The sequence below is a fragment of the Psychrobacter sp. K31L genome (assembly GCF_017942195.1).
GTDB classification, from domain to species: Bacteria; Pseudomonadota; Gammaproteobacteria; order Pseudomonadales; family Moraxellaceae; genus Psychrobacter; species Psychrobacter glaciei.
This window is the reverse complement of record NZ_JAGKSC010000013.1, coordinates 1-26,729: the sequence shown is the minus strand read 5'-3', so window position 1 is coordinate 26,729 and position 26,729 is coordinate 1. Positions and strand designations below refer to the sequence as shown.

Below are 26,729 nucleotides of genomic sequence, written 5' to 3'. Positions count from 1 at the left end.
AAGTATTAATGATTAACAGTGAATACCCTAATGGATCTGAATGGCGAAAATGGGATCTGCATATACATACGCCAGCATCGTTTCATTGGACTGGGCAGAAGTTCAATAGTGATCCTTGTGATCCTAGAAATGCGCCATTAGTTGATCAGATGATAAATGCACTCAATTCAGCAGAACCAGCAGTATTTGCAATAATGGATTATTGGACTTTTGATGGTTGGTTTGCTTTAAAGCATCGATTGAAGCAGGACGATGCTCCAAAGTTAGAAAAAACAGTTTTTCCTGGTATAGAATTACGTCTAATGTCACCCCTAAAAGGAGGAAGATTAAACGCACATGTAATTTTCTCTGACAATATTAAAGACCAAGAGCTCATAGATTTTAAAGCTAATTTGAAGCTAGAGTTCCCAGGAGATGGATGTAGAAATTTATCTAATGATGCTCTTATTGATTATGCTCGTTCGGTTCCTGAAGATAAGTTAAGGCATCATGGCATAGATATATCTAGGGTATTAGATCATACAAATTATGCTCTAGAAGCTGGTTCAATAATGGCTGAATTGAATTGTGAAAGTTACAAGGAAGCCATAACAAAAGTAAAAAATAAACAAGCTATAGGTTTTATGCCTTTTGATACTAGTGATGGTTTAACTGGAATAGAGCGTAATGCTCATTATGTATACGTTTTAGGATTATTCAAAACTTCGCCAATATTCGAGACTAGAAATATTAGCATTTGGGAGGCTTTTTCTGGTATTAAGACCACTAAAAATGAGCGGTGGTTTGATGACTTCCAAATAGCATTAAATAATACTCCAAGACTAGCTGTTTCTGGCAGTGATGCGCATCGGTTCATTGGTATTCAAGGAAATGATGATCAACGAGGATATGGTGATTACCCTTCAGGAAAAGCTACTTGGATAAAAGCTAATCCAACTTTCCAAGGATTACAACAAGCAATAAAAGAGCCTGCAAAACGCTCTTTTATAGGTGCAGTGCCCCCCAAATTAAAGTTGATAAGAGAAAATAGAAGTATATTCATAGATAAGCTAGAGGTGACAAAAGTTCCATTGTCGGCATTTAATGAACGCTGGTTAGAAAATACTAAACTAACGTTAAACAATGATTTGGTTGCTATTATTGGTAATAAAGGAAGTGGTAAAAGCGCACTAGCAGATATTATTGCGTTAGTAGGCAACTCAAAACAAAGTCATCATTTCTCTTTCTTAAAGAAAAACCGTTTCAGAGGCAAAGTGGGTGTACCTGCAAAACATTTCATTGCAAAATTGATGTGGGGAGATGAACAAGTTTTAGAAAAAAACCTAAATGATGATCCAGAAATTGAACATGTTGAGTTTGTTAAGTATATACCTCAAGGACACTTTGAAGAGCTATGTAACGATCATGTCGACGGTAAATCCAATTCTTTTGAACAGGAATTGAGGGCTGTTATTTTCTCTCATGCTAATGAAACTACTAGGCTAGGCGCCCATAATTTTGAACAACTTATCGAACAACAAGAAAGTGCGCTGAGGAGTAATTTTGATAGTTTAAGAAGCGTGTTACATAAGATCAATCATCAGATATCATATATTGAAGGACAGATGTCAGACGTAACTCGTAATACGATTAGCGAGAAATTGACTCAAAAGAATAGGTTGCTTGAAGAGCATTCAAAGGCTAAACCTGAGGAAGTCTCTGAACCAACCATCGAGTCTTCTGCAGAACAACAGCAAGTCTCTGCCGAATTAACAGATGTAAATCGGCAATTAGAAGCTATCTATATACAACAAGAAGAAAATAAGATTAAGCTGACTAAGTTGGCTTCAAAGAAGAAGTCTTATTTAAATATAAAAGAAGGAATTGAGGTTGTTGAAAGATCTCTGAGTCAGTTTAGAAGTGATCATTTGGTTGATGCGGTAACTTTAGATTTAACTCTAGAAAGCTTGCTTTCGTTAGAAGTACATGAGCTGATATTGTCAGAAACAGATACTAATATTTCTACTGAAATTACAAGAATTAAAGCTAGTGATGCAAATCTTGATATCAATAAAAACATTTTAATTTTAAGACGAAACGCTTTAAATACAAGATTAAATGGACCACAGCAGGCTTATCAGCAGTACCTAGAATTATTAAATACTTGGGAAGAAAAACAGGCTGGAATAGTCGGATCAAACGACCTACCTGAGACAATACTGGGATTGGAGCATCAGCTCGAAAAATTAAATGATTTGCCAATTGAAAGAGATGAGTTGCAAACCCAAAGAATTTCAATCACCGCACAAATTTTTGATATTCTAGATGAACAACGTATCAGCAGGGAGGCTCTATTCAAACCTGTTCAAGAATTAATTCAAAGTAATTCTCTAATACGCAACGAATATAAGCTGCAGTTTCAGTCAGAATTAAAAAGCAACCTAGATATGATCTACGATAGATTGTTTTTAATGGTTAAACAAACTGCCGGTGATTTTAGAGGGGAGAGTGAAAGCTTAGCGGTACTAAGAGAATTAATGGATAAGCATGATATAAGTTCTAAACCTTCTCTTATAAATTTAGTTCAAGAACTACATGGGAGGCTTGAGGAAGCTTCAAAACTACCAGGCATACAATCTTTACTAAAGAAAGATCGTAATGCTAATGAAGTCTATGATTTCATATTTGGGCTAGAGTATCTAAAACCTCAATATACTTTGATGTTTCAGGATGCACAAATAGAACAGCTTTCACCAGGACAAAGAGGCGCTCTACTTTTGATCTTCTACCTCCTGGTTGATAAAGACAATAATCCTATAATCTTAGATCAACCAGAAGAAAACTTGGATAACGAAACAATAGTTAGCTTACTCGTACCTGTGTTAACTGAAGCAAAGCAAAAGAGACAAATAATTATGGTTACTCATAACCCTAATTTAGCGATAGTTTGTGATGCAGAACAAATAATTCATTGTGAATTTTCTCGTTCAAACAGCAATGATATTAGTTATATTTCAGGAGCCATAGAGTGCAGCATAATTAATAATAAAGCTGTTGATGTATTAGAAGGGACTATAATAGCTTTTGACAACCGAAAAATAAAATATATGTAGGGCATTACACTAATATATACCTGTTTTATGAATGTACGTCTAAAAGACCGATTATCTAAATCAACTATGTAGAAGCTAACAACCTACCTAGAATTAGACTAAGGTGGTTTTATCACCTTAGTCAGCCTATCATTAACCTATACCCAAAACATAAAACTTCTAAACGATAACCTATCTATCATTTGACTTTTATTTGATATTAAATGATAGTAATATCTTGCTATTATCAATGAACATCAATTATTAAGTCTAACTGATACAAAGAGGTATTATGACCGTTCGTATTTATGTGAGAGCCAGCACTAAGGATCAAGACGCTACTAGAGCATTAATAGATTTGGTTGCCTTCAGTAGCCGCTATGGTGATAGCTATGTTGATTACGTTGAGCACTTCAGTGGTACAAAGCTCGATAGACCAATCTTAGCTAAGTTGCTAAAGGACGCCGAGCAAGGCGATATTTTATTGGTTGAAAGCGTGGATAGATTAAGCAGACTATCTCAAGATGATTTTTCGATTCTAAAGCAGCGTATTAAAGATAAGGGCTTACGATTGGTGGTGGCTGATCTACCAACCACACATACGATGAGTGACGGTATGACAGGTGAGATCCTAAAAGTGATTAACGATATGCTGATCGATTTATTAGCGACCATGGCAAAGCTTGATAATGACAAGCGTAGAGAGCGCATTAAACAAGGATTGGCCAACAGTGGCTATAAACCCACTGGTAAGAAAGCCAATACCGCAAAACACAATCGTATTAAAGCATTGGCTAGTCAAAACAATATGACAAAAGAAGAGATCGCTAAGGCGGTTGGTGTTGGCGTAGCTACCGTTTATCGTGTCTTAAAGCAGGTCAATAGCTGAGGTATTTTAAATATCGACTCAACGTGACCTTTGGTCTTGATTTAAAGGCATCGCAACGTCATAAGAAAATCGTTTTAATGCAATAAGGCTTTATAATAATCATTATATTGCATTCATAATTGTTTTTGCGCAAAATGGCTTATCTATAATCGCTTGAGCCACTCATGATGAATACCCCTATCTCAGATCCTATTGGCGCAGCATGGCTTGTCCGTTATGCCAGCATAGAGCTGGTTTCGCCTTTATATGTCAGCAGTAGTATCGGTGGGCGCAGACAAACCTATAAAGACGGTGACGTCATTCATAACGCTTATCAGGAAACCGCACGTCCACTGGACACTATCATTGCGCACTTACAGTTTCACATGCGTCATGAAGTACTGAATTTAGAGTTACTGGTTCGTCTATTTGAGCAGATAGGGGCAAATGACGTGCAAGCATGGGTAAACGCTGAGCCGACAGGCAGCTATGCCCGTAGAATGGCTTTCTTGTATGAGTGGCTCATGGATAAGCATTTAGAGGTACCGAGTAATATAGGCGGTAACTATGTGGATGCTTTGGATACCAAGAAGTTGGTTACTTCAAGTCCTTCGCAGGTCATCAAGAACGCTCGCTGGCGTATCAATGACAATCTAGCAGGAACCCGTCATTTCTGTCCGATGCTGGTAAAAACAGAGGCCTTTACGCAAGCAGCTGCACTCGATATTGCCACAATGGTTGACAAACTTAACGATGAATTTGGGCAAGACTTACTGATGCGCGCCTCCGTATGGATGACCCTACGAGAGAGTAAAGCCAGCTTTACTATAGAAGGTGAGGGAAAAGAGTTAAAACGCATTGAACGTTTTGCCGATGTGATGGCACGGCGTACCGGCACCGGTGACATTCCGCTTGATCCTGAATCACTAGCAGAGTTGCAACAAGAGATACTCGGTAGCAAAACGGTTATCCAGCAGTATGGTGTCCGTCAATCACCAGTTTTTGTGTCGCATACTCAGGTCAATGGCTTTAAAGAAATTGTGCATTATATTGCTCCACCAGCTGATGACATTGCTGATAAGTTAGAAGGATTACAGGTATTTATGGAAAAGACTGAGGGACAATCAGCACTGATGCGTAGTGCGGTTGCCTCCTTTGCCTTTGTATATATTCATCCGCTGGCGGATGGCAATGGCCGTGTACATCGCTTTTTAATTAATGACGTCCTCAGGCGAGACCAGGTCATTCATGAGCCGATTATCCTACCTATATCACAAGCCATTGCCGAGCATCCCTCAGACCGGCATGCCTATGATAAGATTTTAGACCGTGTCTCTGTGCCGCTCATGAAGCAAATCCGTGATCATTACAGCTTTGATAAACAGGCAGTTACCTACCCTGATGGTATTCGCTCAAACTTAAATTTTGGAAATACTCACCTGATTCAACCTGCATGGCGCTTCATGGATCTAACGCCTCACGTTCAGTACTTATCAGGACTGATTGCTCATGTTATTGAAAAAGAGATGCATAACGAGTCACAGTACCTAAGAAAGCATGACCATGCACGACTGGCGATAAAAGAGATTGTTGAGATGCCCAACAGCTATGCCGATAGAATCATTCGCAGCATGCTACAAAATAAGGGTGCTAAAAGTAATAAGCTACTGAAGGATTATCCGTTTTTGGCAAATGATGAGGTTTGGGACGATATTTTCTCTATCGTTGTAGAGACCTTTAAAGATGAAGCAGATGGTTTGAATAGTTAGACGAACCCTGCTATACGCAGGAAAGTCTGCCTTGATAATCAAGCTCAAGCTAGTCTCAATATTATCGTTCCAATGATGATTCGTTTGTAAAACGATTCGGCGAAAATACCGTAGCCTGAAAAGTAATCAATATTTTTCTTGACCCTATTCAAGCTAATAAACTACTAAAAATAGAATATGTTAAAGGAACTTTGATAACAGATTACTTTTGTTTGACAAGAATTATTACAGCTCCTAAAATTTGAGTATTTGAGTATTTGAGTATTTGAGTATTTGAGTATTTGAGTATTTGAGTATTTGTTTAGCTATAACAGCTATCAGCTGACGCGAACACTTAGCTGTAGCTTGTATTTCAGAATAGCTATGCCCAGATTTTAGGAGGCTAGCAATAATCTTACGCTTTTCGGTATCTTTCCTACGCCCTAAATATTTACCTTCTGTCTTAGCATGAGCAATACCTTGCACCTGACGGTTATGTCGATCTTTATAGTCCTTTCTAGCAATAGCAGCGAGCATATCAAGCATCATCGAATTAATGGACTGTAATACGCTGCTCATAAATTCAGTGCTGCTCTCAGATTGAGGCGTCATATATGAGGTCGGTAGCTCTTTTGATACTACCCCAGATTCTTTTCTAATAGCATTCTTTTGAGAGTATCCCAATCAGCTTGGTTTAAACGTGCTAAGCGGTCAATCTGCTCTACCAAAATTATATCGCCTTCATAGGCATCATCGATCACTTACATTAACTGTGGACGTATTAAAGTTGCGCCTGATTCGTTTTCGACATAGAAGGCGGCAATTTTGTGATCATGATCAGTAGCAAACTGTATAAGCTCGTTTTTGGTACGCTTGGCATCTTATTCTTTGGTAGACGCTCGTAGACACGCTCTGATAAACATAAACACGTACAATAGTCTGTTATAAGTAGTTCCATTACAGCAGTCTATTTTAAGTCGTCTATTAATCGGTTTTTGATGCCTTTTAGATGGTTCCCTTGGGGTATACCCTACGATAACAGGAAAGCCATCGCGAATGACAAAACCTGTTTAGCTTTTAAACAAGACGGGTTTGTCGATAGTATGTAAGATAAGTTCGAAAAGTAACTGGAGTGTGAGGCTATTCATACTTGGTCTGAATTAAAGTTTTATTGTGATTAATTTCTGCTCAATGTTATTCATTTGTCGCCATGATGAGTGATGGCGGCTTGTGATTTAGTTAGGAAAAATAATCTTGAGTAATAAGATACGTTTGTGGCATTTGTAGCAGAGCTTGTTCTAGGCTTCTTTACTTACATTTTCCTGCAAGTTCTTTTTTAGTAAATGATCGAATATAAATGGGCCAAAAGGTAAGAGTGAGCCGAGTACGCCCGCAGGTATTGCCCAAAGAGGCATTTTCATTTTGATAGCTGAGCCTATAAGTATTATGATATAGGTAATAAACAACATACCGTGTGCCATACCGATGTATTTCACACCTTCTGGAATGTCCATCATATATTTTAGTGGCATGGCGATGAAGAGCAATAATAAGAAAGAGGTGCCTTCTAGATAGCCTATAAGGGTAAGACTTTTTAACGCTGTCTCTTGTTTTTTTCTAAGGCTGTGAATTTTTTCAATAGTTGGCTGAGCCTGTGACACTGTATTTTCCTTTTGTTATGATCAATAAAGAATTTATGGATTATTCAATGTCTCTATAATAATGGCTCTACGCAGAGCTTTTAAGTATTGAGTTTTAAGACCTAAAATGAGTGAGTACCTATACCAGTCATACATTATCTTCCAGTTCACATTTTATAAACATACTCAAGTATAAAAAGTATGTTTCCGTATAGAGTGACTACGACGCTAGTTCATTTTGTTTGTGATAATCGGCATCAATGTGCTTATTTATTACGCTTACTTTCTAAAAATATCATGTCAATTATAATCAATGCGACACCGACACAGACACCTATATCTGCAACATTGAAAATAGGATAATTCCATACATCAGCATAATGCACATGGATAAAGTCAACCACTTTACCAATTCTTAAACGATCGATTAAGTTGCCAATCGCACCACCAAGCATTAAGGCCAACCCCATAGATAATAGCTTGGCTGCACGTGGCGCTTTGATTAAATAAACCGTTAAAAAGATAGCCATTACAAAAGCTAAGCCTGAGAAAAACCATTTCTGCCAACCGCCAGCGTCGGCTAAAAAGCTAAATGCTGCCCCATAGTTATAAGCGAGTGTCCAGTTGAGAAATGGTTCAATGACCGGTACGGGGTCATTGAACGCTAATGTGGTTTGGGCCAACCACTTAGTCCATTGATCAAGTATTAATACCATTATCGCCAACAAATACCAGATAAAAGCGCGACTGCCATTGGCAACCATTTTTGGCATTTTGTCCAACTTACCTTTAGGTGTTATTGAGTTGCCTGAAGTCACGTACATAGCTTTAGGCGTATGATTCATGGTTTTAGAGTCAATCGATTGATGAGTACTACTCACAGCTATAGGTACTTTATTGTCAGCAATATTAGTACTAGCCGATTCAACGCTATTCAATTTAGTACTATCTAATCTGTCGGTAGATTCAGTCATAGTTGTTTTCTTTATCTATGTTTATACAATGAACAATGTTAAACGTATATGTTTTTGGTATACAATTATTAATCGCGCCACTTTCATAAACGGCTCCACTTACCGCTCTGGTTTTATGAAACTTACGGTAATAATTTTTTATTAGGGAATCTGTTGATTGATTTCAACATTAACCTGAGTCTGTTCAACGCTAATCATTATAGGATTACCCGATAAGTCGCCTGATTCTGCTATGGCATTACCGCTATGACTAATACGAGCAACGACTGCTAACTGAGTTTTGTCACTACGAGCTGAATTTAACGTGCGATCTGGCATCATCGCATCAAGATTACTTAAGCGGATACTAGCCTCACCTTGCTTGATAATACTAATGGGTAAACGTTTGGCGGCAAACGGTGGACCTCCTTTAACGTCACGTATCGCAACAAACAACACATCATCAGCTTTCACTAACGGTAATAAATTAGCGTTAATTTTCACTGTCACGTCAATACCTTCTAGCGCTTGCTTTTCTTGCGTGCTAACGTAGTTGCTTAACTCATCTAAGCTTGCTAAAGCTTTAGTATGATCACCTGGTTTGGCCACAATGCTGCCTTGTAAGCGTTTAATCCAACCTTGCGCTTGGGCAAAGTTACTACTACGAGTCTCACCCATTGCCATGAGCATTTGAGCCCGTTCATGCTGCGGATTCTTAGCTAATATAGCTTGTAATAGACGGCGAATATTGGCGTCTAACTGACCTTCATTAACAAAAAAACTAGTCTGAGCATAAGTAGTAGCAATCTCCTCGTTATCAGGTGCTAAACGATAGGCACGCGATAAGGCTTCTAACGCAGAGTCAGTCGCCTCCATCGATAAGAAAAGTTCAGATAGGCGCATCCAGCGATTAGGATCATCAGCGTTACGATGGACGTTGGTCTGCATAGCGCTAATCAACTGACGACCGTTTTCAGTCGCCCACTTTGGTGGCTTATCAATCTTAGCCGTCAATAGGTCATCAGCCACTTGTCCTACTTTGTCCTCGCTTGTCCACAAATCAAACACGGGCGTACGATTGCCTATTAGTAAGTACGCCATTGCAGCCAATATTGGGATCCAAGCTGCGACAATTAAACGGCTTTTGACATCAGGGGTGACCATAGGTGTTATCTGACGCTGCGCATCTAATAGCTGACGCTCCAGTTCCAGCTTTTGATTTTGATAATGGCTATTATTAATAGTACCGCTGTCTTTATCTGTTTGTAGCTCAGCTAAACGTTCGCGAAATACTGCAACATTAATATCTAGCAGTTGATTGTCTATTGGTTTGGACTGCAAACGCGGTGCTCGTAGCCATGGCATAATAGCAATTAGCGCAAATATAAGAGCAATCAGCAAGCTTAGAGCTACAAATAAGCCAAAAGTAGAAAATAGAGTCATTTTTTGTCCTCTATGCTAGTAATATCGTGGTCGACATTCTCAGCTTGCGATAATAGACGATCAAGCTCAGCCTTTTCCGCAGAGGTCAAGGCAGCAGTACTGTTCACTGTAACGCCGTTTTGGCCACGGGCGACAACTTGGCGGCGTTTACTTTGCCAAAACCAACCAACAATTAAGACGAGCAATAATAGTGGTGGAAAAAACCATAGGATCCATGTCGATGGTCGCATAGGCGGCTTGTAGCTAATAAAGTCACCGTAGCGCTCTTGCATATAGGCGCGTATTTCAGCATCACTACGTCTATCTTTAATTAAATCATAGACTTTTTGCTTTAGATCCTGTGCAATCGGTGCATCAGAGGCTGCAAGGTTTTGATTTTGGCATTTTGGGCAGCGAAACTCTTCTATTAATCCACGATACTGAGCTTCTTGCTGTGGTGAATCAAAATCGTATACGTCAATAGCTGCGTTTGCCGTCATGTTAAGCAGACACGCTAGTATTAAGCTTGCTAGTTTTAAAATTATATTGAGTTTTATTTGAGGAGCTCTTATTCGAGTAACGTTCATTTGCACATCTCCTCAACCTGAATGAGATCAGGACTATCGTTGTTCTTATTAGCCTCATTAAGTACGGTCAGGCACGGCTTAACACGCTGTTGCCAATTGGCTTCATTAATCTCACCAACAATATGCTGACGAATGATGCCATCTCCATCCACAACAAAGGTTTCGGGCGCACCAGTTATGCCTAAGTCTAGAGCAAACTGACCCAATGAATCCTGAATAGACATAGAAAATGGATCACCGCCTTGGTTTAAGTAACTGAGCGCATTACCAATCTCATCCTTATAATTCACACCAACGATATCAATGCCGCGCTCTTCTAGTTGCATTAAAAACGGATGCTCAATAATGCAAGTTGGGCACCACGAGCCCCAAACATTAAGTAAAAACGGCTTATCTGGCAAATTATTATTGGTGATAGTACGGGTAGTATCTGCTAATAACGGCAGCTCAAAGGCAGGAACCGGACGCTCAAGAGCGGTATTGGTCACAATGTCTGTTGGTTTACCTAAGCGCATGTACAATATAACTACCAAACCAAAAAAGAGGATAAGCGGAATTAAGAACCATAGCTTCATCTGCTTTTTTTTCATTGCCTTTGGGTTACGCTGCTTACTGTTTTGGCTATCTTTTTGCTCAGGAGTGTTATTCGACATAGTCATTTATTTCTCCTTTAGTGTCGACATCGTCGATGCTGAGATTGCCTGCTCAATAGCTACCTCATTGACTCCATCAGTAGCCAAACTACCAGTAACTAGCAACGGAGCTTTAACTTTTTTGATGCGGTATCGTTTATCAAGCATACTAATTAATCCACCTAGAGCCATGATAATTGCCCCTAACCAAATCCAGCGAATTAATGGTTTTACATAAATCCTTAATGCCCATTGGTTACTACCATCGGCAATAGGTTCGCCCAGTGCGACATAAACATCGCGCATAAGACTGGGGTCAATAGCGGCTTCAGTCGTTGGCATCGTGCTGATAATATAAGTACGCTTTTCTGGAGTCAGTTTCGCCACTTCACGACCGTCTTTGGATACCACGACTTGCGCTTGCGTTGCATCAAAGTTACTACCCTTTATTTCAAAAAATTCAGTTACTTCAAAATCGTAACCTTGAACATTGACTGTATCGCCAATACCCATTGCTACGTCACGCTCAATACTCAGGCTACTAGTAAAGGCTATGCCAATGACAGCAACCAATACGCCAATATGAGCAGTCTGTTGACCCCAATAGCTCAGACGCAACTGCCGCAAACCGTTAAAAAGATTAGGCGCATTCTTAGTTTTATCTTTAAAATCAACTGCCATCCATAGCAGTGCCCAAAAGCTAACGGCTAAAGTCACACCAATATTAAGCATAGACGATGGATTAACAAAGTAAGTAATAATGGCAGCTAATACTAAGCTACTAACGGCGATGACCATGCCTATACCCAGTAGTGGACGGGTGTCTTTTTTCCAGCGAATATTTGAGCCCATACCCATAGCTATTAATAACAGCCACGTTAAAGGTACAAATAATGCATTAAAATAAGGAGGGCCAACGGACACTTGTCCTAAACCAAAGGCATCAGCGATAATAGGGTAAAGGGTGCCGAGCAGCACCACTAAGGTTGCAATCAAAATGATGGCGTTGTTGATCACTAAAAAGGACTCACGTGAAATCAGCTGATATTGACTTTCAACGGTTAAACGCCAACCTCGAACGGCAAACATTAATAGACCACTACCGATGATAATGCCAAGAATAGCTAAGATAACCAAACCACGCGTCGGATCAGCGGCAAACGAATGCACTGAGGTAAGGACTCCAGAGCGTACCAGGAACGTGCCAAGCAAGCTTAAGGCAAAGGCGAAAATAGCCAGCATAATGGTCCATGCTTTAAACACCCCGCGCTTTTCAGTGACTGCTAATGAATGCAGCAATGCTAAGCCGACAAGCCAAGGCATAAACGAGGCATTCTCTACCGGATCCCAAAACCACCAACCGCCCCAGCCAAGCTCGTAGTAGGCCCACCACGAGCCCAGTGCAATACCAATGGTCAAAAACCCCCAAGCCGCGAGCGCCCATGGACGTGACCAGCGTGTCCAAGCAGCATCTAAACGCCCTTCCCACAATGCCGCCATACAAAATGCAAAAGGTACTACCATACCCACATAGCCCATATATAACATGGGCGGATGAATAATCAGACCGAAATCTTGTAGGACAGGATTTAAATCAGCGCCATCGACCGCTAGATTGGGTAAGGTACGCTCAAACGGTGACGAGGTAAATATCAGCATCGTTAGCATCATTAACTGTACACCGGCCAAAATAACTAATACCCGCGCACGCATTGATAACGGCAAGCCGCGACTAAAGTATGATACCAGTGCACACCATGTGGCCATGATGGTCATCCATAGCAGCAAAGAGCCCTCGTGTCCGCCCCATGTCGCCGATAACTTATAGTACCAAGGCAACAGCGTATTGGAATGCTGCGCGACGTAACTGAGGCTAAAATCATTATAATAAAAACCTGCTATCAAAGCGCCAAATGACGTTATCATGGCGGCAAACTGTGCCCAAGCTAAGCTAGGGGCTAGTCGTTGCCAAGCAACTTGGTTATGAATAACACCAATAGTTGGCAGAATTACCTGCAATAACGCCAATACAAAAGCGGTAAGCAAGGCAAAATAGCCCAATTCTGTAATCAACATACGGTCTAACCTTATTTACTCTAATGCGGTTGCAGTTTACTGTGGCGGTGGAATTTTTATTATTAGAACCCACCCCCGAAATCTGCTGCTATCTCTAGTTTTTAATTGATTTCGAAGGGTTTTATTTAACTACTTTAGGCGGATTTACCAGTGGAGGCGCTCCCTTAAAGCGCAGTAAACGTAACGCATTAAGAGTAACGAGCACTGTTGCTCCAGCATCAGCTAGAACCGCAATCCATAGTCCAGTAATGCCGAATACGGTCGTGATCAGAAAGACGCCTTTGAGACCCAAAGCGAAAATGACGTTCTGATGAATGTTGCGCATGGTGGCACGTGAAAGTGCGATGAGATGAGCCATATCCGTAACACGACTTTTTAATAATGCGATATCGGCCGTCTCAATGGCCACATCGGTACCACCACCCATCGCGATGCCAACATCGGCAGTTGCTAGCGCTGGCGCATCGTTAATACCATCACCAACCATCGCTATTTTGCGGTTGTTCTTCATCTCGTTAAGCAGGCGCAGTTTGTCCTCAGGCAACAGCTCAGCTTCCCATTCCACGTCTAAATTACTGGCAAGTGCTTGAGCGGTTAAGCGGTTGTCGCCTGTTAGCATGACGGAGCGCACACCCATCGCTTTGAGCTGAGCCACACCTTCATGAGCGTCGTCTCGTAATTCGTCTCTTAGCGCGATTAATCCAAGCACTTCACGGTTTTGCTCATCGAAAAGAACAGAGACGGTCTTACCCTCATTTTGCAGCGCCTCAATTTGCGCCTGTTGTGTGGATGAAATCAATGCCTCATCGGCTGCGTAAACAGGCGAACCGATAGCTAGCGCGCGCTCCGCGACAGTTGCGTGTACCGCTTTACCCGCAGTAGCAGAAGCTTTGGAAGCCACAGGTATAACAACTTTAGCGGCTTCAGCATGGCTGACAATGGCTTCAGCAAGTGGGTGACTAGAACCAGTCTCCACACTGGCAAAAAGTGCCAATATCTCATCTTGACCTTGAGAATTCTGACCTTGAATACTTGAGTCCTCTTGTGTAAAGGCAACAACATCGGTCACGCGTGGTTTGCCTTCAGTTAAAGTGCCTGTCTTGTCAAAAGCGACCGTCTTCACTTGGCCGATAGTTTCTAAAGCACTACCGCCTTTGATCAGCAAGCCACGGCGCGCACCAACAGCAAGACCAGAGGCGATGGCAGCGGGTGTTGATAGTACAAGAGCACAGGGACAGGCAATCAGCAACAGTGCTAGACCGCGATACAACCAAGTCGACCAATCTCCACCCATGGCTAACGGTGGAATGATAATAATTAGTGCGGCAATAGCCATCACTGCCGGTGTGTAATAGCGACTGAATTTCTCAATAAAACGGGCAGTGGGTGCTTTGGAGGCTTGGGCTTGCTCTACCAGCTCAATAATGCGCGAAATGGTGTTATCGGCGGCTGTCTTTTCTACGCGCACTTGGAGCACACCATCGATGTTAATTGACCCTGCAAATACATTGTCACCCATCGTCTTGGCAACAGGAACAGACTCTCCCGTCACGGGCGAATCATCAAGGCTGGACGCACCTTGAACAATGGAACCATCAGCAGATACCCTATCTCCAGGACGCACCAGCACAAGGTCATTCACTTGTAATGAAGTCGCTGGAACGTTACGCTGCCCACCTTGAGCATCAAGTAAAATTGCACTTTTCGGAACCAGCGATGATAAGGCTCTGATGCCAGCGCGAGCGCGATCAGCAGCGATACTCTCAAACAGTTCACCGATTGAGAACAAAAAGACAACTGCTGCGGCCTCTTCAGCTTCACCAATGATAAGTGCGCCAAGCACGGCGACGGACATCAGCGTTTCAATTGAAAAGAATGAACCTGTTTTAGCCAGTGCTAAGGCTTTGCGTGCAAATGGAAAAACGCCTACAATCACAGCGATGGCAAACACCCATATCCCATAAGCGGGGAACAGTAGTGACAGTGCATAAGCGCTGCCCATCAAAATACCGAGACCAACAACCTGTTTGCCTTTTTGAGTTTGCCACCACCGCTTATCCTGCGGAGCCATCTGATTGTCGCTGTCAATATCAATAGCCGATACAGTTTGTTGACCAGTATTGGCAGATATACCGAACCCTAGGCTTTTGATGGTTTTTTCAATATCACTAGCCTGAGTCGGCGCATCAGGGGCCAAGCTTAGCTCTAGCGTTTCTGTAGCAAAATTTAGCTCAACATCAGAAACCCCAGGCATACGTTTCAAAGCTGTTTCAATCTTGCCGATGCAACTGGCACAGTCCATACCTTCAATATGATATTTCATAATAATTTACCCTTTGAATAATGGTATTATGAACCCTCTAGTGGCTTTAGAGTCAAGGTTGTCTATCTACAGTTTTGTAAATTTAATTTCTCTAGCGCCAGTCTTTACAGCCACTTTAATTATTTAAATCATAGAGGTTATTATGACAATCAAAATTGGTGAGCTCGCTAAACGCACAGGTGCCACAGTGGAAACCATTCGCTATTACGAAAAGGAGCACTTATTACCTGAGCCTTCTCGCAGCGCAGGGAATTATCGTTTATATAATGAAGAGCACATTGAGCGTCTACAATTTATCCTACACTGCCGTACGCTTGACATGGCTCTAGACGAAGTACGAATCTTACTTGAGTTTTGGGAGGAACCTGATAAAGACTGTGGTGATGTGAGCTCCTTACTAGATAAGCAAATTTATGCTGTAGAAATACGAATGGAAGAACTGATGCACTTAAAGCAGCACTTGACTGTTTTGCGCCAGAAATGTGCAAGTAGTGCACCAGCGGTATCATGTGGGATATTAAAGGCTCTTGCCGATAATTCTTGTCATGAGTAATGATATTAGTAGTGTTCATTTCTGACGGATCAAATCATGAAAGGTTAAATACACCCTGATGTTAAGCACAAAAAAACCCAGCAATGATATTAAGATCACTACTGGGGTTGGAGGAAATAATAACTATGTTGTGCTGACTTATCAGGTCTTATTTATCATTCATAGCAAGGTAGATATTTCGATCTGATGCGGATGCGTCATCCACGTATTTTGAATCACGCCATGTGGTATAAGCATAGACACCACTGTATGGGCTGATGCTGTTCTGACGGAAATCAGAAATCCAGTTTTCGCCATCAAAGATTTGGATATGGCCATGTGGACGCTTTGATGAGCGATCATAGACAATAACATCACCTACTTGGGTTGGCATATCATTACTGATTTTGCTAAAACCTGCTTTATCAAGCGTGCCACGAGTGGCGTACTGATAGGCTGAAGGATTGGGGGTGAACTCATAACCTGCTGATTGTAGTGCTTTACGTACGTAACGGGCACAGTATCCAGAGCTACCAGATAGAGCCACTCGTGAAGCACGAGCAGCAGCGATAGCGGGGGCTGAATTGCTATCAGGAACTGTATTGACTTGCTGCTGTTGTTTTTCAGCGTATAAGCGGCTGTTTAATGATGAAAGCCGACTCTCTTTTTGCTTAGCCTGCGCACTTAGGTTGCTAATAGCTTGACTGATTTCGTCATTACTAGAAACATAAGCACCACTGCTAGTGCTATAGATGTTTTTTGATGAACCGTAGTTTGATGCCACAGAAGTATTGGTGATGGTATTATTTGTTTGAGAGATTGTGATAGCAGCACCACTCGTTTGTGCTATGCCCATACCCAGTACTGACAAAATCAATAAAGCCTGTTTCATAAATCTAATACCTACGGTTAATTCAAAATGGTCTGTTATCAACAACAGCGCAGTCAATTAAATTTCAACAACTCAAGTATATATACGTCATAGTGACTGATACTTCTGCTGCATATTATTCATATAAAAAATGATTATTGGCGATCACAGCATCATTGAAGTCTTACGAAGCTGTTGCAAATCAAGCTGCTGGCCAAAACACAAAGCCGACTTTAGCATAGGCTGTTTAGCCTGTCATCACCCTTAAAAACCCCAAAAATACTTTTTTGATGTTGAAAAAATTGCTAATATTCCACATTTTACAATGTAAGTTTGTGTAACATATACAGAATATAGCTGACTAAATTGACAACAATTTCTACTGTTTTATAAGTAAAAAAACGTCTGAGGGTTAAATCTAAATTACAGATTTAACCCTCAGACGTTTTTTTATTGGATGAAGTAATTACCCTATATAGGGTCTAACTAATTATTAAGATAATATAATAATTTATAATATTAATATAGATGTTAATTCCCTACTGGCTTATGTAATATTACGTAATTGTTTCGATACATCCTGTATATTCTTGTATTAACCCTTAATTATTTATCTATTTTAAGGGTTAATAACCGATAAATCCGCTTACATTGTCATCAAAAGTTACAAATTCAAAGTTGTTTTTGCTTTTAAAGTCGCAATAGCTAATGATTTTTTTGATGAAGAATCATTTTATAAGCAATAGAACAGTCTTATACCTGCCTCATTTACTTTTAACGCTAACACTATAATCAAAGTATTCTTAACTGCTAACACACTATAATTGCTGCTCTACCGATTCAATATCAGCATAAACTTGGGTCGTCCCGTCTTTATTGAGCTGCATAACCTGATAGGGCATGAATTTATTTTGATACTCCATACCTGGGCTACCAACAGGCATGCCAGGTACGGCAAGACCCATAGCTTGTACTGGCGGATTTTCTAAGAACTGCGCCATATACTTAGCAGGTACATGACCTTCAAAGACGTAATCATCAGTAGTGACTACAGTATGGCAAGAACGCATCTCAGTTGGAACGCTGTAGCGCTCTTTAAATACGGCTAAGTCCGCAACATCTTGCGCGGTTGCACTTAGACCATTATCTTCTGCATGACTTATCCATTCTTTACAGCAGCCGCAATTGGCATCTTTATAGACCGTAGCTGAGACGTTTTTTAGTAGGTCTGGTTTACTTACTGACCTTGTCATCATGTGAGCACTTTTAGCGTTTGGTTCATCTTCCTTTAAAGTGATAGCTGTTGCATTTTCGGTTGTTACTGATGTTGTGTTTGCATCAGATACGCCACTACTCGGTTGGCTACAAGCAAATAGTGATGAGGCGGCAAGTAACACCAGCGTACCACGCAACCCCTTAGACAGATGACGATTGAATATAAGACTGGATTTTATTTTTAAGGGGGTCATAGTGCTCTCTCATGTACTGTAAATATTGTGAGCTATAGAAGGTCAAGTAACACTTCATATCGTTTGGTAATGTAGCATAATAACCCATCAAACGGGGTACGTAAATTTATACATTGAGCAGTGCGGACTGGTATCATAAGCAGTTTTTATTTTGAAATGCTGCCTGTAGTATTAACGGGTCTATCTGAGTTTTGGATTTTGATTAAAAATTCAAGGCTCATAATTTTGGATAATTTGCGATGCACCTGTCTACTATTAGTCTACAAAAGCGTTTGAGTACTCACTTAAATCAATTACCGCTATGGCTTACGCTAGTAGCAGCATGGCTTGCAGGGGCTATTTTTTTATTTGCATTATCGCCTTATGGGTTCTGGCCGCTAGCAATAGTGTCACCAGCGATTTTATATGCGCTGTTGGTGCCAAATATGAGTGGTCGTCGCGCTTTTATTATCGGTGAAGCTTACGGTATGGGGCTATGGTGCGTCGGCGGCTTTTGGCTCTATACAGCTATCCATGATTATAGCGATACACCAACGTGGCTCGCATTGATTATGATTGCATTGATGGGTCTCGGTATGGGACTGTTTCATGGATTTTTAGCACTAGCCTTTAACCGTATGGTAGGCAAACAACCCTTTTCATTTGCTGCTCTTTGGGTGCTACAAGAATGGTTAAAAACTTGGTTATTCACAGGCTTTCCGTGGCTGTTTGTTGGTTATGCGTTTACTGAAGAGTATTGGTTATCGTCCTTAGCACCCGTTGCTGGTGTTTTTGCCGTCTCTTTTGTTGCCATACTATTGGCTGCAAGTTTAGTAGAGCTACTGCTTCGGCGCAGTAGTTATGCCGTCGTTTCTGTACTGTTATTAGCCATTAGCACATCATTATGGCTGGTCAATCCGCAATGGACAAAACCTAAGGGCACACCTGATCTGTCAGTGTCATTGATTCAAGGTAATATTTCACAAGATATAAAGTGGCTGACGCAATATCAAGTAGAAACGCTAAAGATTTATGCGAAGTTAACGCGCACTGAGTGGGGACGTGATGTGGTGGTGTGGCCTGAATCATCTATTCCGATGTTTCAGGATGAGGCTGCGGGCTTTATTAGTGAAATGATAGAAATGGCTAATGCGACCAATACGACATGGATAACTGGTATCCCTTATAAGGATAAAGTGGCATTCAATGCCAATACGGATAAGTATCCCCCATTTTACAATAGCGTGATTGCTCGAGGTGTAGAAGCGGAAGGCCTATACAAGAAGCAGCGTCTGGTGCCTTTTGGAGAGTATATTCCATTTGAAGGCGTGCTCGATATTTTCCCAAGTTTGGCCGGTAGTCAGGATATTAAGAGCTATAGTCGTGGTAGTGATCAGCAGTCACCGCTACAGGTGCGTGGACACAATATAGGGACGGCTATCTGTTATGAGGTAGCTTATCCAGATACCACGCGTAAAAATGCAATCGATACTGACTTTTTGTTGACCGTCTCTAACGATGCCTGGTTTGGCACTTCAGCAGGACCATTGCAACATTTGCAAATGGTACAAATGCGCGCTCTTGAGAACGGGCGCTGGTTTATTCGAGCGACCAATACTGGTGTTACCGCTATCATTAACCATAAAGGTCGTATTGTAAAACGCGCACCGCAGTTTGAGCGTACTGTACTACGTGGTGAGATACAGGCACGGGTTGGTAACACTCCCTTTATGCTTATGGGAAATTATCCTATCTTGATAATAATAACCCTGTTATTACTACTAAGCTATTTTGGCCAAGGTCTAACCACACTTAGAAGACGAGGGTAATAGTAAACTTAATCATAATAATTTAATCAGCGTAAGTTTTTTATTTTTTCTAGGTAACGTCCTAACGCACGTAAATATAAAAGTTTTAAACTATTGATCACATAAGAACTGATTGAAAAAATTATGTTGACATAAGGCACGCGCCTCATACTTAAAAAGAGATAGCTATATACGGTCTATCATCTTTTAGTTGATACTTTCATTTAATGCACGCGATTTTTGATTGTCATCTGCCTTAGTACCAAATTCAATAGTTGCATGTTGTATATTCTGATGCGCCAAATCTTCCTTGATGTTTTCTTTCATAGTAATAGTCTCTTCAAACGTTATATCGGTCTTCGGTACAATATGAACTGTAAGAGCATTCTCAGTGGTACTCAAAGCCCAGATATGTAAATGATGAAAGTTTTGAATAAAATTATAGCTCTCTAAGATAGCAGTGATTTTACTGAGATCAACATTTTGAGGTACTCCGTCGATAGCAAGCTTGATACTCTCTTTTAGTAGACCCCAAGTCGATAACAGTATAACGACTGAAATAATCAAGCTAACTAGAGGATCAACGATATTCCAACTTGTATAGTAAATAATAATGCCCGAGATAACGACACCTACAGAGACCAATGCATCTACCATTAGATGCAAGAAAGCACCTTTGACATTAATATCGTCTTTTTGACCTTTGTAGAATGCAAAAGCAGAAACAGTATTTATAAATACACCTATTAGAGCTGTAATAATAATAACTTTTCCTGCAACTTCCGGTATCGTATCAAATCGACCCAAGGCCTCATACGCAATACCTATAACGATTGTAACTAACAATATGGCGTTAATAAGAGACGCCATTATAGAAGCTTTTTTGTAGCCATAGGTATAAAGCGTAGTAGATGCTTTCTGTGCTAATTTCATTCCAATTAACGAGATTATTAAACTGGCAACATCACTTAAGTTGTGGCTAGCGTCTGCGATTAAAGCTAATGAATTAGTTGAGTAGCCCACTATAAACTCGATGAGCGTAAATGCAGAATTTAGACCAATCCCAATATAAAAAGCTTTATTCATATTTTTAGGGTCTGGAGCTTGATGACTGTGGTTATCTGAATTACTCATAATTTACCCTTGTTTAGGTTGCTGCATTTTATTAAAGGTAGAAAATAAGTTTATTGCATATTTTCTATATTGCACAGTCAATATTGCTCTAATACCGTAGACCCACTTATTTTTATCAATAAACTGAGCCACAACTTGATTGTGTGTCCTATCTCTCCTTGGGCGAAAAAAGCGGATTTTACTGTAATCTAACTGGCTTACGTAAGCTTCTTGTTCTCATGTTCAAGCTCTTTAGTATGTGTAGCTTAGTCTTGAATGTTGGTTAGTATAGTTTCATTAGTGTGCTTTTTATGACATGACCACATAAAGGTGTAATCGTTTAATGCTTCAATCAGCATACGAACGGCGCGTTCTTTAATCTCAGGAGTGTAGGTTTGTCTTTTCATTATCGTATTCTCTCAGAAAGATGATTTACCGCTTCTTAACAGCGCGTGTAAAACCTTGCATCTGACGACTAAGCCGGTCTTCATAGTAAACTATCCCAGTATTGTCAGAAACTTAACGTCTTGTGAGGATGTACTAAGTGCTAACTTCAAAATAATTGAAATGCTTACGCTAAATGACGACAAGAAAAGCCTAAGCAATCTAACGAAGAATCAGATATTAAAAACCTAATCTGTATGACAAATAAAAAAATGCCTCTGGGAGTTGACTCCCAGAGGCATTTAGTTTTAAATGTAGATAACGGTTACAGTGTGTTGACGCACCCTGTAACGAACAAATAAGCACACAGACTGCGTTATTTGAACAGCATTAAATGCCCGTATAGGTGCATTTTATCCAAAATCTGCTTTCATATCAACTCTATTTGCTATACATTTTAAAAACTGCTTGTTCGCTCGTTACATTTTCGTGCTGCTCTCTCTGTACCCGTTACCCGTCAAATGGGTGGCAGGCCTCGGTGACGACTGCGTTTGACATAAGGGTGAGCTCCCTACAGGGGTGACTAGACAAAGGATCAGAGCAACGCAATGAGTGGTTACTTGTGCATATCGTAGCGGTATATTGGGCGAACGCCCTTGCTAGCGTATGACAGCACAGTAGCGGTTATGAGCGTGTCTAGGCGGTGCTATCAGCCGTAATCATAACAGCCGTAGCTTGATACAGTGATACGGTCTTGATGACGCGATGGGCGATGAAGTCGGCATGACTAATCACATCAAATTCAAGGAATGCACTAAAGTGTTTGTGAGTATTTTTATTATACTCATAATTGCTTTAGGGTGAGTGTTCCTTGAAATCTGCTCAAGGCTCCAAAATCAGCATAAATTCACTTAGGCTAATTTAAGTAGTATATAGCCCACTAGGCTATATACTATGAGAGTTCAGAGAAAAATTTAGAATATTTATTATACAACCATCATTTATTCAGTGAGTCGATATTGTCATGGTGGATTCATAAGCTTAGTGTGAATAGAACGGGATTGACTTATTTATTGTTAATTGTCTCTCGCATCTTTTCAATCTCTGCAGTCAATGAGCTACTCTTTTCCTGTTCTGATTGATAGTTAATTGAAAGCTCATCATACTGCTCACTCAATGCAGTGTGCTCAGTACTAAGCAAAGTTCTCTCATGATTTAACGTGTCGTGTTGCTTAATCAGTAGCTGATGATCTGCTTCAATCTTAGCTTGCTTTTGAGTAAGCTGCTCATTAATCCCTGATAACTTATCACGTTCAGCGATTATGGCCTTTAACTCTCCTTTCACTTCTGCTGTAAGATTCGTTATCTCGTTGCGCTCAATAACGACTGTCTTTAGCTCATCCTTAGTTGCTGTCAGTTCTGTTTGCAGACGCGCGATCTCTGCTTTATCGCTATTAGCAGTGGCTTCAAGCGTGGCCACCTTCGATATGTTGGCACTCAGCTCTTTTGATTGCTGATCAAAACTGCTACGCAGGTCACCAAGTTGGGCCTGAGCTGCCACTGTTTTAGCTCGTTCAAGTTCTAGCTGGTGCTGAGTATCGCTGAGTGTCTGTGTCAGCACATCCCGTTCAGCAGTCACTTGAGCCGCGGTGATAGCCGTTGCCTCTGCAGTTGCTGTGACCTCATCGAGCTGTTCTAACAAATCAGCCTGCTCACTCTCTAGGGTCTTAACCGCTTCTTGAGCCTCATCTGTCTCAGCTTGCGACTTGGCCTTAATACTCTCTAGAGCCTCCCGTTCTTTAACCAGACGATCATTGGCAATATCAATGGCCGTCTGCCACATATCCGCACCAAGCGTTTGTAAGCGTTCAGTGATACCACTTGGTAGCTCAACCTGTCTTAGCTGCTCTTCTTGTTGGTTATCCTGACGCCAAGACTTCATAGCTTCACTGATGGTCGTGAATGATCCACCACCCAGCGCCTTACGCACTTCGGCTAAAGTAGGTTTGATACCTTGTTCGTGCAGTTGATCAGCAATAGCATGAATTTGCTGTGTAGTAATGGCCATAATTATTGTCCTTAATTTTGTATGAGTAAATATGTAGCGTTTGTAGTATTTTTTATATAGTATAATACAATATACAACATACTACAATATAAGGCTTAAAAAAACCTCAAGTAATCTTGAGGTCACAATCATTAGATTAGGGCTAACGATCAGTTAAGTACTCTTCTAGCGCATTACTATTATTTATTAATGATTAGCGCCTGTTTGCTTGGTTTTATCCTTAAATTTGGCAATGATACTGGCCTCAGTAAAGAACGCTTATGGTTTAATACTGCCACGGCTAACACCTGACCAGTCGGTGACTTCTGGAATGTCTGATAGATCAATGTCGTCATCATTAAGCGTTGCTAAATGCTCTAAATCTACTTGTTGCTTGGCCGTTAGTGGTGGTAGCTCGTCTATTTGATAACTAACTTTGTTCACACTGGCTCCCTTTCATTTTTTTGACACGTCTAGCTGAGATAATGCGTATAACCTCACCATTATCTATTTCTGTTTGCGTATGGGCTACCAATAGGACGGCGGTACCGTCTACTGTACCCAGCGCTTGCCACTGCTTTTCATCATTTTCATACCTGTCTTGCTGACGCAGGCATAAAAGGTCTAGAAAAACTCGGGCGGCTGCCTCAAATAATAAACGGTGCTTACGCTGATTGGTGTTTTTTTTGTTCATCCCATTCAAATCTAATACTTATCTGTTCTCTCTGTCAGTATGCTCTTTATAGATTAGCAATTCATCTTGACTGACAGCTGTTACTTTCTGGTATTCAAAAGATAGCGGTACTTGATTGGTTTGCGCCACTTGGGTCAAGAACAATTTAATCGCTTGAGACGGCGTTAGACCATAGCTTTCAAACACGGCAAAAGCATTTTCTTTTAGCTCTTGATCGAGCCTGATATTATAATTAGTTGTCGTCATGGCATTACAAATGGCTTATCTGTGTACATATAATATAAACCATTTGTATAGACAGTACCAGATTAATCACTCTTTTTTCTTTGCTATGATTTTTGCTTAGGGAACGTATAACCTACCGCCAGCAAATGCTTTTTATGGGTCTTTAAAAAAGCTTCATCTCTTAATTGAGTGTGTAACCAGCTGATCACTTCTTGGGTACTTTTTCCTGAAGGCGCATAGCTACCAAATGGGGCATAGTTAGCCAATAGAGGCGCAAAACGGTCGATCTGTTTGACTGTTAAGGATGGTATATCTCTATTCTCATTATTCTGATTTAAGTCCTCCAGACTTTTTTTCTTGGTGGGCTTAGCTTTTACATTAAATTTTAGTCCTGTGACGGTACGACCACGTTTGACGTTTTCATAGGTGATTTTAATATCTGACTTTTCTGTTATTTCTTCAACGCTTGGGTTGATGACTCGACTTTTTAGGTTGTTAATACGTTCGTAAGATTTAGAAAGAGCTAGCTCCTCTCTAATTTCTTCAAGTGACATTGTCCACGAGCTCATTGCCTCATGTTTTTTGGCCAGATGGTATATATCTATTGAATATTCACCCTTCAGTTTAAGTACATCTTCTTTTTTATATTTAGTGAATGGATTATTTTCATCAAAAACCTTCAACATCAGTAGCACTTCATCTGTAAAACATAGAGACACATAGCCATCTTCATATATTGATCTGATGACCCACTGTACATTGACACGGCTACCGCGTTCATTTCTATAGCTAAAAAATCGCCTCATCATCGTTTCACTAGCATCTTTTAATTGAGTATAAGCAGAATCCACTTGAATGTTGCAAGCCTCTGCAAATGCTTTCGCGGTTATCTCTATAGTGTCTTTTTCAGTGGCATCTATCAAACGCACTACTGAACTAGCAAGCAACAGCAACCGTTTTTCATCAAGTGTCATTTCATAAAACGCTTGTAGAATACGATTTTGCATAACAACCCAATTTGCAGGGTATTTCTTCTCATATAAACCAACTTGGTTAGTCATATCTACGCCTTAATACTCAAATCTATCTAATTGTAGCATAATACCTGCTGATTGTAGCTTTTAACCTAGCTGATTGTAGCTTTTAACCTAGCTGATTGTAGCATTAACCTAGCTGATTGTAGCTTTATAGATCTTGAAGCCCTTAACTGGTAAGGTCTGAGAGCTTCCTAAAAGTCTTTAAAAATCTTTAAAAGTAAAAAATATGTTTTTATATTAAATAATAGGAAAAAAGCTCAAGAACTGACGGATTTGAGATGATAATATGAGCGACCAATCACTTATAGAACTGTTCAGTAGCTCAAAACGCTATGGTCAATTTACTCGGTATCAATCTTTATTCTCATAGTTCGGATTAAGCTTTGATCTTTGAAAATCTTCAAAAGCACGGTCAAAGATATTTTGAATGTCTTCATCTGTCATTCTGGCCAACGCTGTTTTCATACTCTCAGTATCAGTCTCATTTTTTGTAGATAACTTGTCTTCATTTTCAATAGTCATTATCGACACCTCTGTAAACACATCTTAAAGCATTGCTAAAACGCATAAAAAATACTCTTATATGCGTTCTACGCTCTGTTCGATACGATGGTAGCTAAAGCTATTTTAAAACGCTTAAAACAGCTAAAAATCGTCTTCTAGCATTTCGCTAATTAGAAGACGATTCAGTTGTACTGATGAATAGGCTATTGCTAACAGTAACAGTTATTGAGCTGCTGAATCGTCATCAAACAATGAACCGTACTCACTATCTTGATTGTCTTCATGTGAAGTAAAACTGCTTGATACCATCTTAGCCTCACCTTGCATCTTATGAGCAATTGACTTTAAAAACTCACGGTGCTTTTTCAAACGGACATATTTTTCATTATCGTGTGCATCTAAAAAAATAGCTTGCAGTTCATGATTGTCATCATCGTCTAATGCGTTGGCCAACCACTCCCCCAATATTTTATGTGCTTCAAGCCTGTCCTGATCAATCTCTTTTTTAAGAGCCTGTAATTGCTTAATCTTATTTGCAAATAAATCATCTGATATTACTGACATTACCTCATCCTTTTTTTAGCCAACTATGATAGAGTTGATCCTAGCAGTACATATACAGGTATGCAAGGTAGTAAAATACACAAGACCACTTCGTTTCGTGGGCGCAGTAGTATTTTAACCCTCTGTTAAGAGCGAACTTAGGAGTTTATGTAAAAAAGGCCCACAAGGGGCGCTATTTTTTT

The 26,729-nt window shown here is 40.4% G+C and carries 23 protein-coding genes and 1 pseudogene; 5 read left to right on the top strand and 19 right to left on the bottom strand.

The annotated features are described in order from the left end of the window. The first annotated feature begins 8 nt into the window (after positions 1-8). The 3 genes from J5X94_RS13585 (at position 9) to J5X94_RS13575 (ending at position 5,708) form a co-directional block, all read left to right on the top strand. Positions 9-3,092, top strand: a complete 3,084-nt coding sequence (locus tag J5X94_RS13585) for a TrlF family AAA-like ATPase (RefSeq protein WP_114701981.1) — start codon at positions 9-11, stop codon at positions 3,090-3,092. A 271-nt stretch (positions 3,093-3,363) separates the two neighbouring features. Then, a complete protein-coding gene (locus tag J5X94_RS13580; protein WP_114701980.1) occupies positions 3,364-3,960 on the top strand; it encodes a recombinase family protein in 597 nt (198 codons plus the stop codon). Positions 3,961-4,124: 164 nt separating this feature from the next. Next, positions 4,125-5,708: a Fic family protein gene (locus J5X94_RS13575; protein WP_114701979.1), complete on the top strand. Its 1,584-nt coding sequence runs from the start codon at positions 4,125-4,127 to the stop codon at positions 5,706-5,708. Between the two features lie 234 nt (positions 5,709-5,942). Here the strand turns inward: J5X94_RS13575 and J5X94_RS14065 are convergent. The 8 genes and pseudogenes from J5X94_RS14065 to J5X94_RS13535 form a co-directional block, all read right to left on the bottom strand. Beyond that, positions 5,943-6,541 (bottom strand): annotated as a pseudogene (locus J5X94_RS14065) (recombinase family protein). 444 nt (positions 6,542-6,985) lie between these two features. Beyond that, complete coding sequence (locus tag J5X94_RS13565) at positions 6,986-7,318, bottom strand: DUF3817 domain-containing protein (RefSeq protein WP_131603940.1); 333 nt, start codon at positions 7,316-7,318, stop codon at positions 6,986-6,988. 275 nt (positions 7,319-7,593) lie between these two features. Continuing rightward, positions 7,594-8,301, bottom strand: coding sequence for a signal peptidase II (gene lspA / locus J5X94_RS13560; RefSeq protein ID WP_114701927.1), 708 nt, complete (start codon positions 8,299-8,301; stop codon positions 7,594-7,596). Between the two features lie 141 nt (positions 8,302-8,442). Next, the gene (gene ccmI, locus J5X94_RS13555) at positions 8,443-9,723 is read right to left on the bottom strand and encodes a c-type cytochrome biogenesis protein CcmI (protein WP_114701928.1); all 1,281 of its coding nucleotides are present in this window, start codon (positions 9,721-9,723) and stop codon (positions 8,443-8,445) included. Further along, positions 9,720-10,202 carry a cytochrome c-type biogenesis protein gene (locus tag J5X94_RS13550; protein WP_371532842.1) on the bottom strand — a complete coding sequence of 161 codons (483 nt, stop codon included), beginning with the start codon at positions 10,200-10,202 and terminating at the stop codon, positions 9,720-9,722. The genes ccmI and J5X94_RS13550 overlap by 4 nt, the downstream gene beginning before the upstream one ends. Before the next feature lie 83 nt (positions 10,203-10,285). After that, positions 10,286-10,948 (bottom strand): DsbE family thiol:disulfide interchange protein, encoded by a 663-nt coding sequence (locus J5X94_RS13545; RefSeq protein ID WP_114701929.1) that lies wholly within the window; start codon positions 10,946-10,948, stop codon positions 10,286-10,288. Then, positions 10,949-12,997 carry a heme lyase CcmF/NrfE family subunit gene (locus J5X94_RS13540; RefSeq protein WP_114701930.1) on the bottom strand — a complete coding sequence of 683 codons (2,049 nt, stop codon included), beginning with the start codon at positions 12,995-12,997 and terminating at the stop codon, positions 10,949-10,951. A 121-nt stretch (positions 12,998-13,118) separates the two neighbouring features. Then, positions 13,119-15,320, bottom strand: a complete 2,202-nt coding sequence (locus J5X94_RS13535; RefSeq protein ID WP_114701931.1) for a heavy metal translocating P-type ATPase — start codon at positions 15,318-15,320, stop codon at positions 13,119-13,121. Between the two features lie 142 nt (positions 15,321-15,462). Here J5X94_RS13535 and cadR point away from each other — a divergent pair, with 142 nt between their 5' ends. Then, positions 15,463-15,873, top strand: a complete 411-nt coding sequence (gene cadR / locus J5X94_RS13530) for a Cd(II)/Pb(II)-responsive transcriptional regulator (protein WP_011513679.1) — start codon at positions 15,463-15,465, stop codon at positions 15,871-15,873. A 148-nt stretch (positions 15,874-16,021) separates the two neighbouring features. Here cadR and J5X94_RS13525 read toward each other — a convergent pair whose 3' ends face one another. Both J5X94_RS13525 and J5X94_RS13520 read right to left on the bottom strand, forming a co-directional pair. Then, entirely contained in the window at positions 16,022-16,744 is a 723-nt protein-coding gene (locus J5X94_RS13525; protein WP_011513678.1) for a CHAP domain-containing protein, read from the bottom strand. A gap of 797 nt (positions 16,745-17,541) precedes the next feature. Further along, positions 17,542-18,192 (bottom strand): DUF411 domain-containing protein, encoded by a 651-nt coding sequence (locus J5X94_RS13520; RefSeq protein ID WP_011513677.1) that lies wholly within the window; start codon positions 18,190-18,192, stop codon positions 17,542-17,544. A 239-nt stretch (positions 18,193-18,431) separates the two neighbouring features. Between J5X94_RS13520 and lnt the strand changes: the two genes are divergently transcribed. Then, complete coding sequence (gene lnt / locus J5X94_RS13515; protein WP_114701932.1) at positions 18,432-20,000, top strand: apolipoprotein N-acyltransferase; 1,569 nt, start codon at positions 18,432-18,434, stop codon at positions 19,998-20,000. Between the two features lie 186 nt (positions 20,001-20,186). On the opposite strand, the gene J5X94_RS13510 is transcribed toward lnt, so the two are convergent. From J5X94_RS13510 to J5X94_RS13470, 9 genes are all read right to left on the bottom strand, one after another. Further along, on the bottom strand, positions 20,187-21,113 hold the full coding sequence (locus J5X94_RS13510) for a cation diffusion facilitator family transporter (RefSeq protein ID WP_114701933.1): 927 nt from the start codon (positions 21,111-21,113) through the stop codon (positions 20,187-20,189). A 245-nt stretch (positions 21,114-21,358) separates the two neighbouring features. Beyond that, on the bottom strand, positions 21,359-21,499 hold the full coding sequence (locus J5X94_RS13505; protein ID WP_156410079.1) for a hypothetical protein: 141 nt from the start codon (positions 21,497-21,499) through the stop codon (positions 21,359-21,361). Positions 21,500-22,542: 1,043 nt separating this feature from the next. Beyond that, positions 22,543-23,544 (bottom strand): DNA-binding protein, encoded by a 1,002-nt coding sequence (locus J5X94_RS13500; RefSeq protein ID WP_114701934.1) that lies wholly within the window; start codon positions 23,542-23,544, stop codon positions 22,543-22,545. A 258-nt stretch (positions 23,545-23,802) separates the two neighbouring features. Further along, positions 23,803-23,967, bottom strand: a complete 165-nt coding sequence (locus J5X94_RS13495) for a hypothetical protein (protein ID WP_156410068.1) — start codon at positions 23,965-23,967, stop codon at positions 23,803-23,805. Beyond that, positions 23,954-24,217 (bottom strand): BrnT family toxin, encoded by a 264-nt coding sequence (locus J5X94_RS13490; RefSeq protein ID WP_226949371.1) that lies wholly within the window; start codon positions 24,215-24,217, stop codon positions 23,954-23,956. The genes J5X94_RS13495 and J5X94_RS13490 overlap by 14 nt, the downstream gene beginning before the upstream one ends. 18 nt (positions 24,218-24,235) lie before the next feature. Next, positions 24,236-24,463, bottom strand: a complete 228-nt coding sequence (locus J5X94_RS13485) for a type II toxin-antitoxin system RelB/DinJ family antitoxin (protein ID WP_114701935.1) — start codon at positions 24,461-24,463, stop codon at positions 24,236-24,238. An 83-nt stretch (positions 24,464-24,546) separates the two neighbouring features. Beyond that, complete coding sequence (locus J5X94_RS13480; RefSeq protein ID WP_058368520.1) at positions 24,547-25,503, bottom strand: replication initiation protein; 957 nt, start codon at positions 25,501-25,503, stop codon at positions 24,547-24,549. Between the two features lie 327 nt (positions 25,504-25,830). Then, positions 25,831-26,001, bottom strand: coding sequence for a hypothetical protein (locus tag J5X94_RS13475; RefSeq protein ID WP_162799535.1), 171 nt, complete (start codon positions 25,999-26,001; stop codon positions 25,831-25,833). A gap of 204 nt (positions 26,002-26,205) precedes the next feature. Next, the gene (locus J5X94_RS13470; protein WP_114701936.1) at positions 26,206-26,547 is read right to left on the bottom strand and encodes a hypothetical protein; all 342 of its coding nucleotides are present in this window, start codon (positions 26,545-26,547) and stop codon (positions 26,206-26,208) included. Between the last annotated feature and the right edge of the window lie 182 nt (positions 26,548-26,729).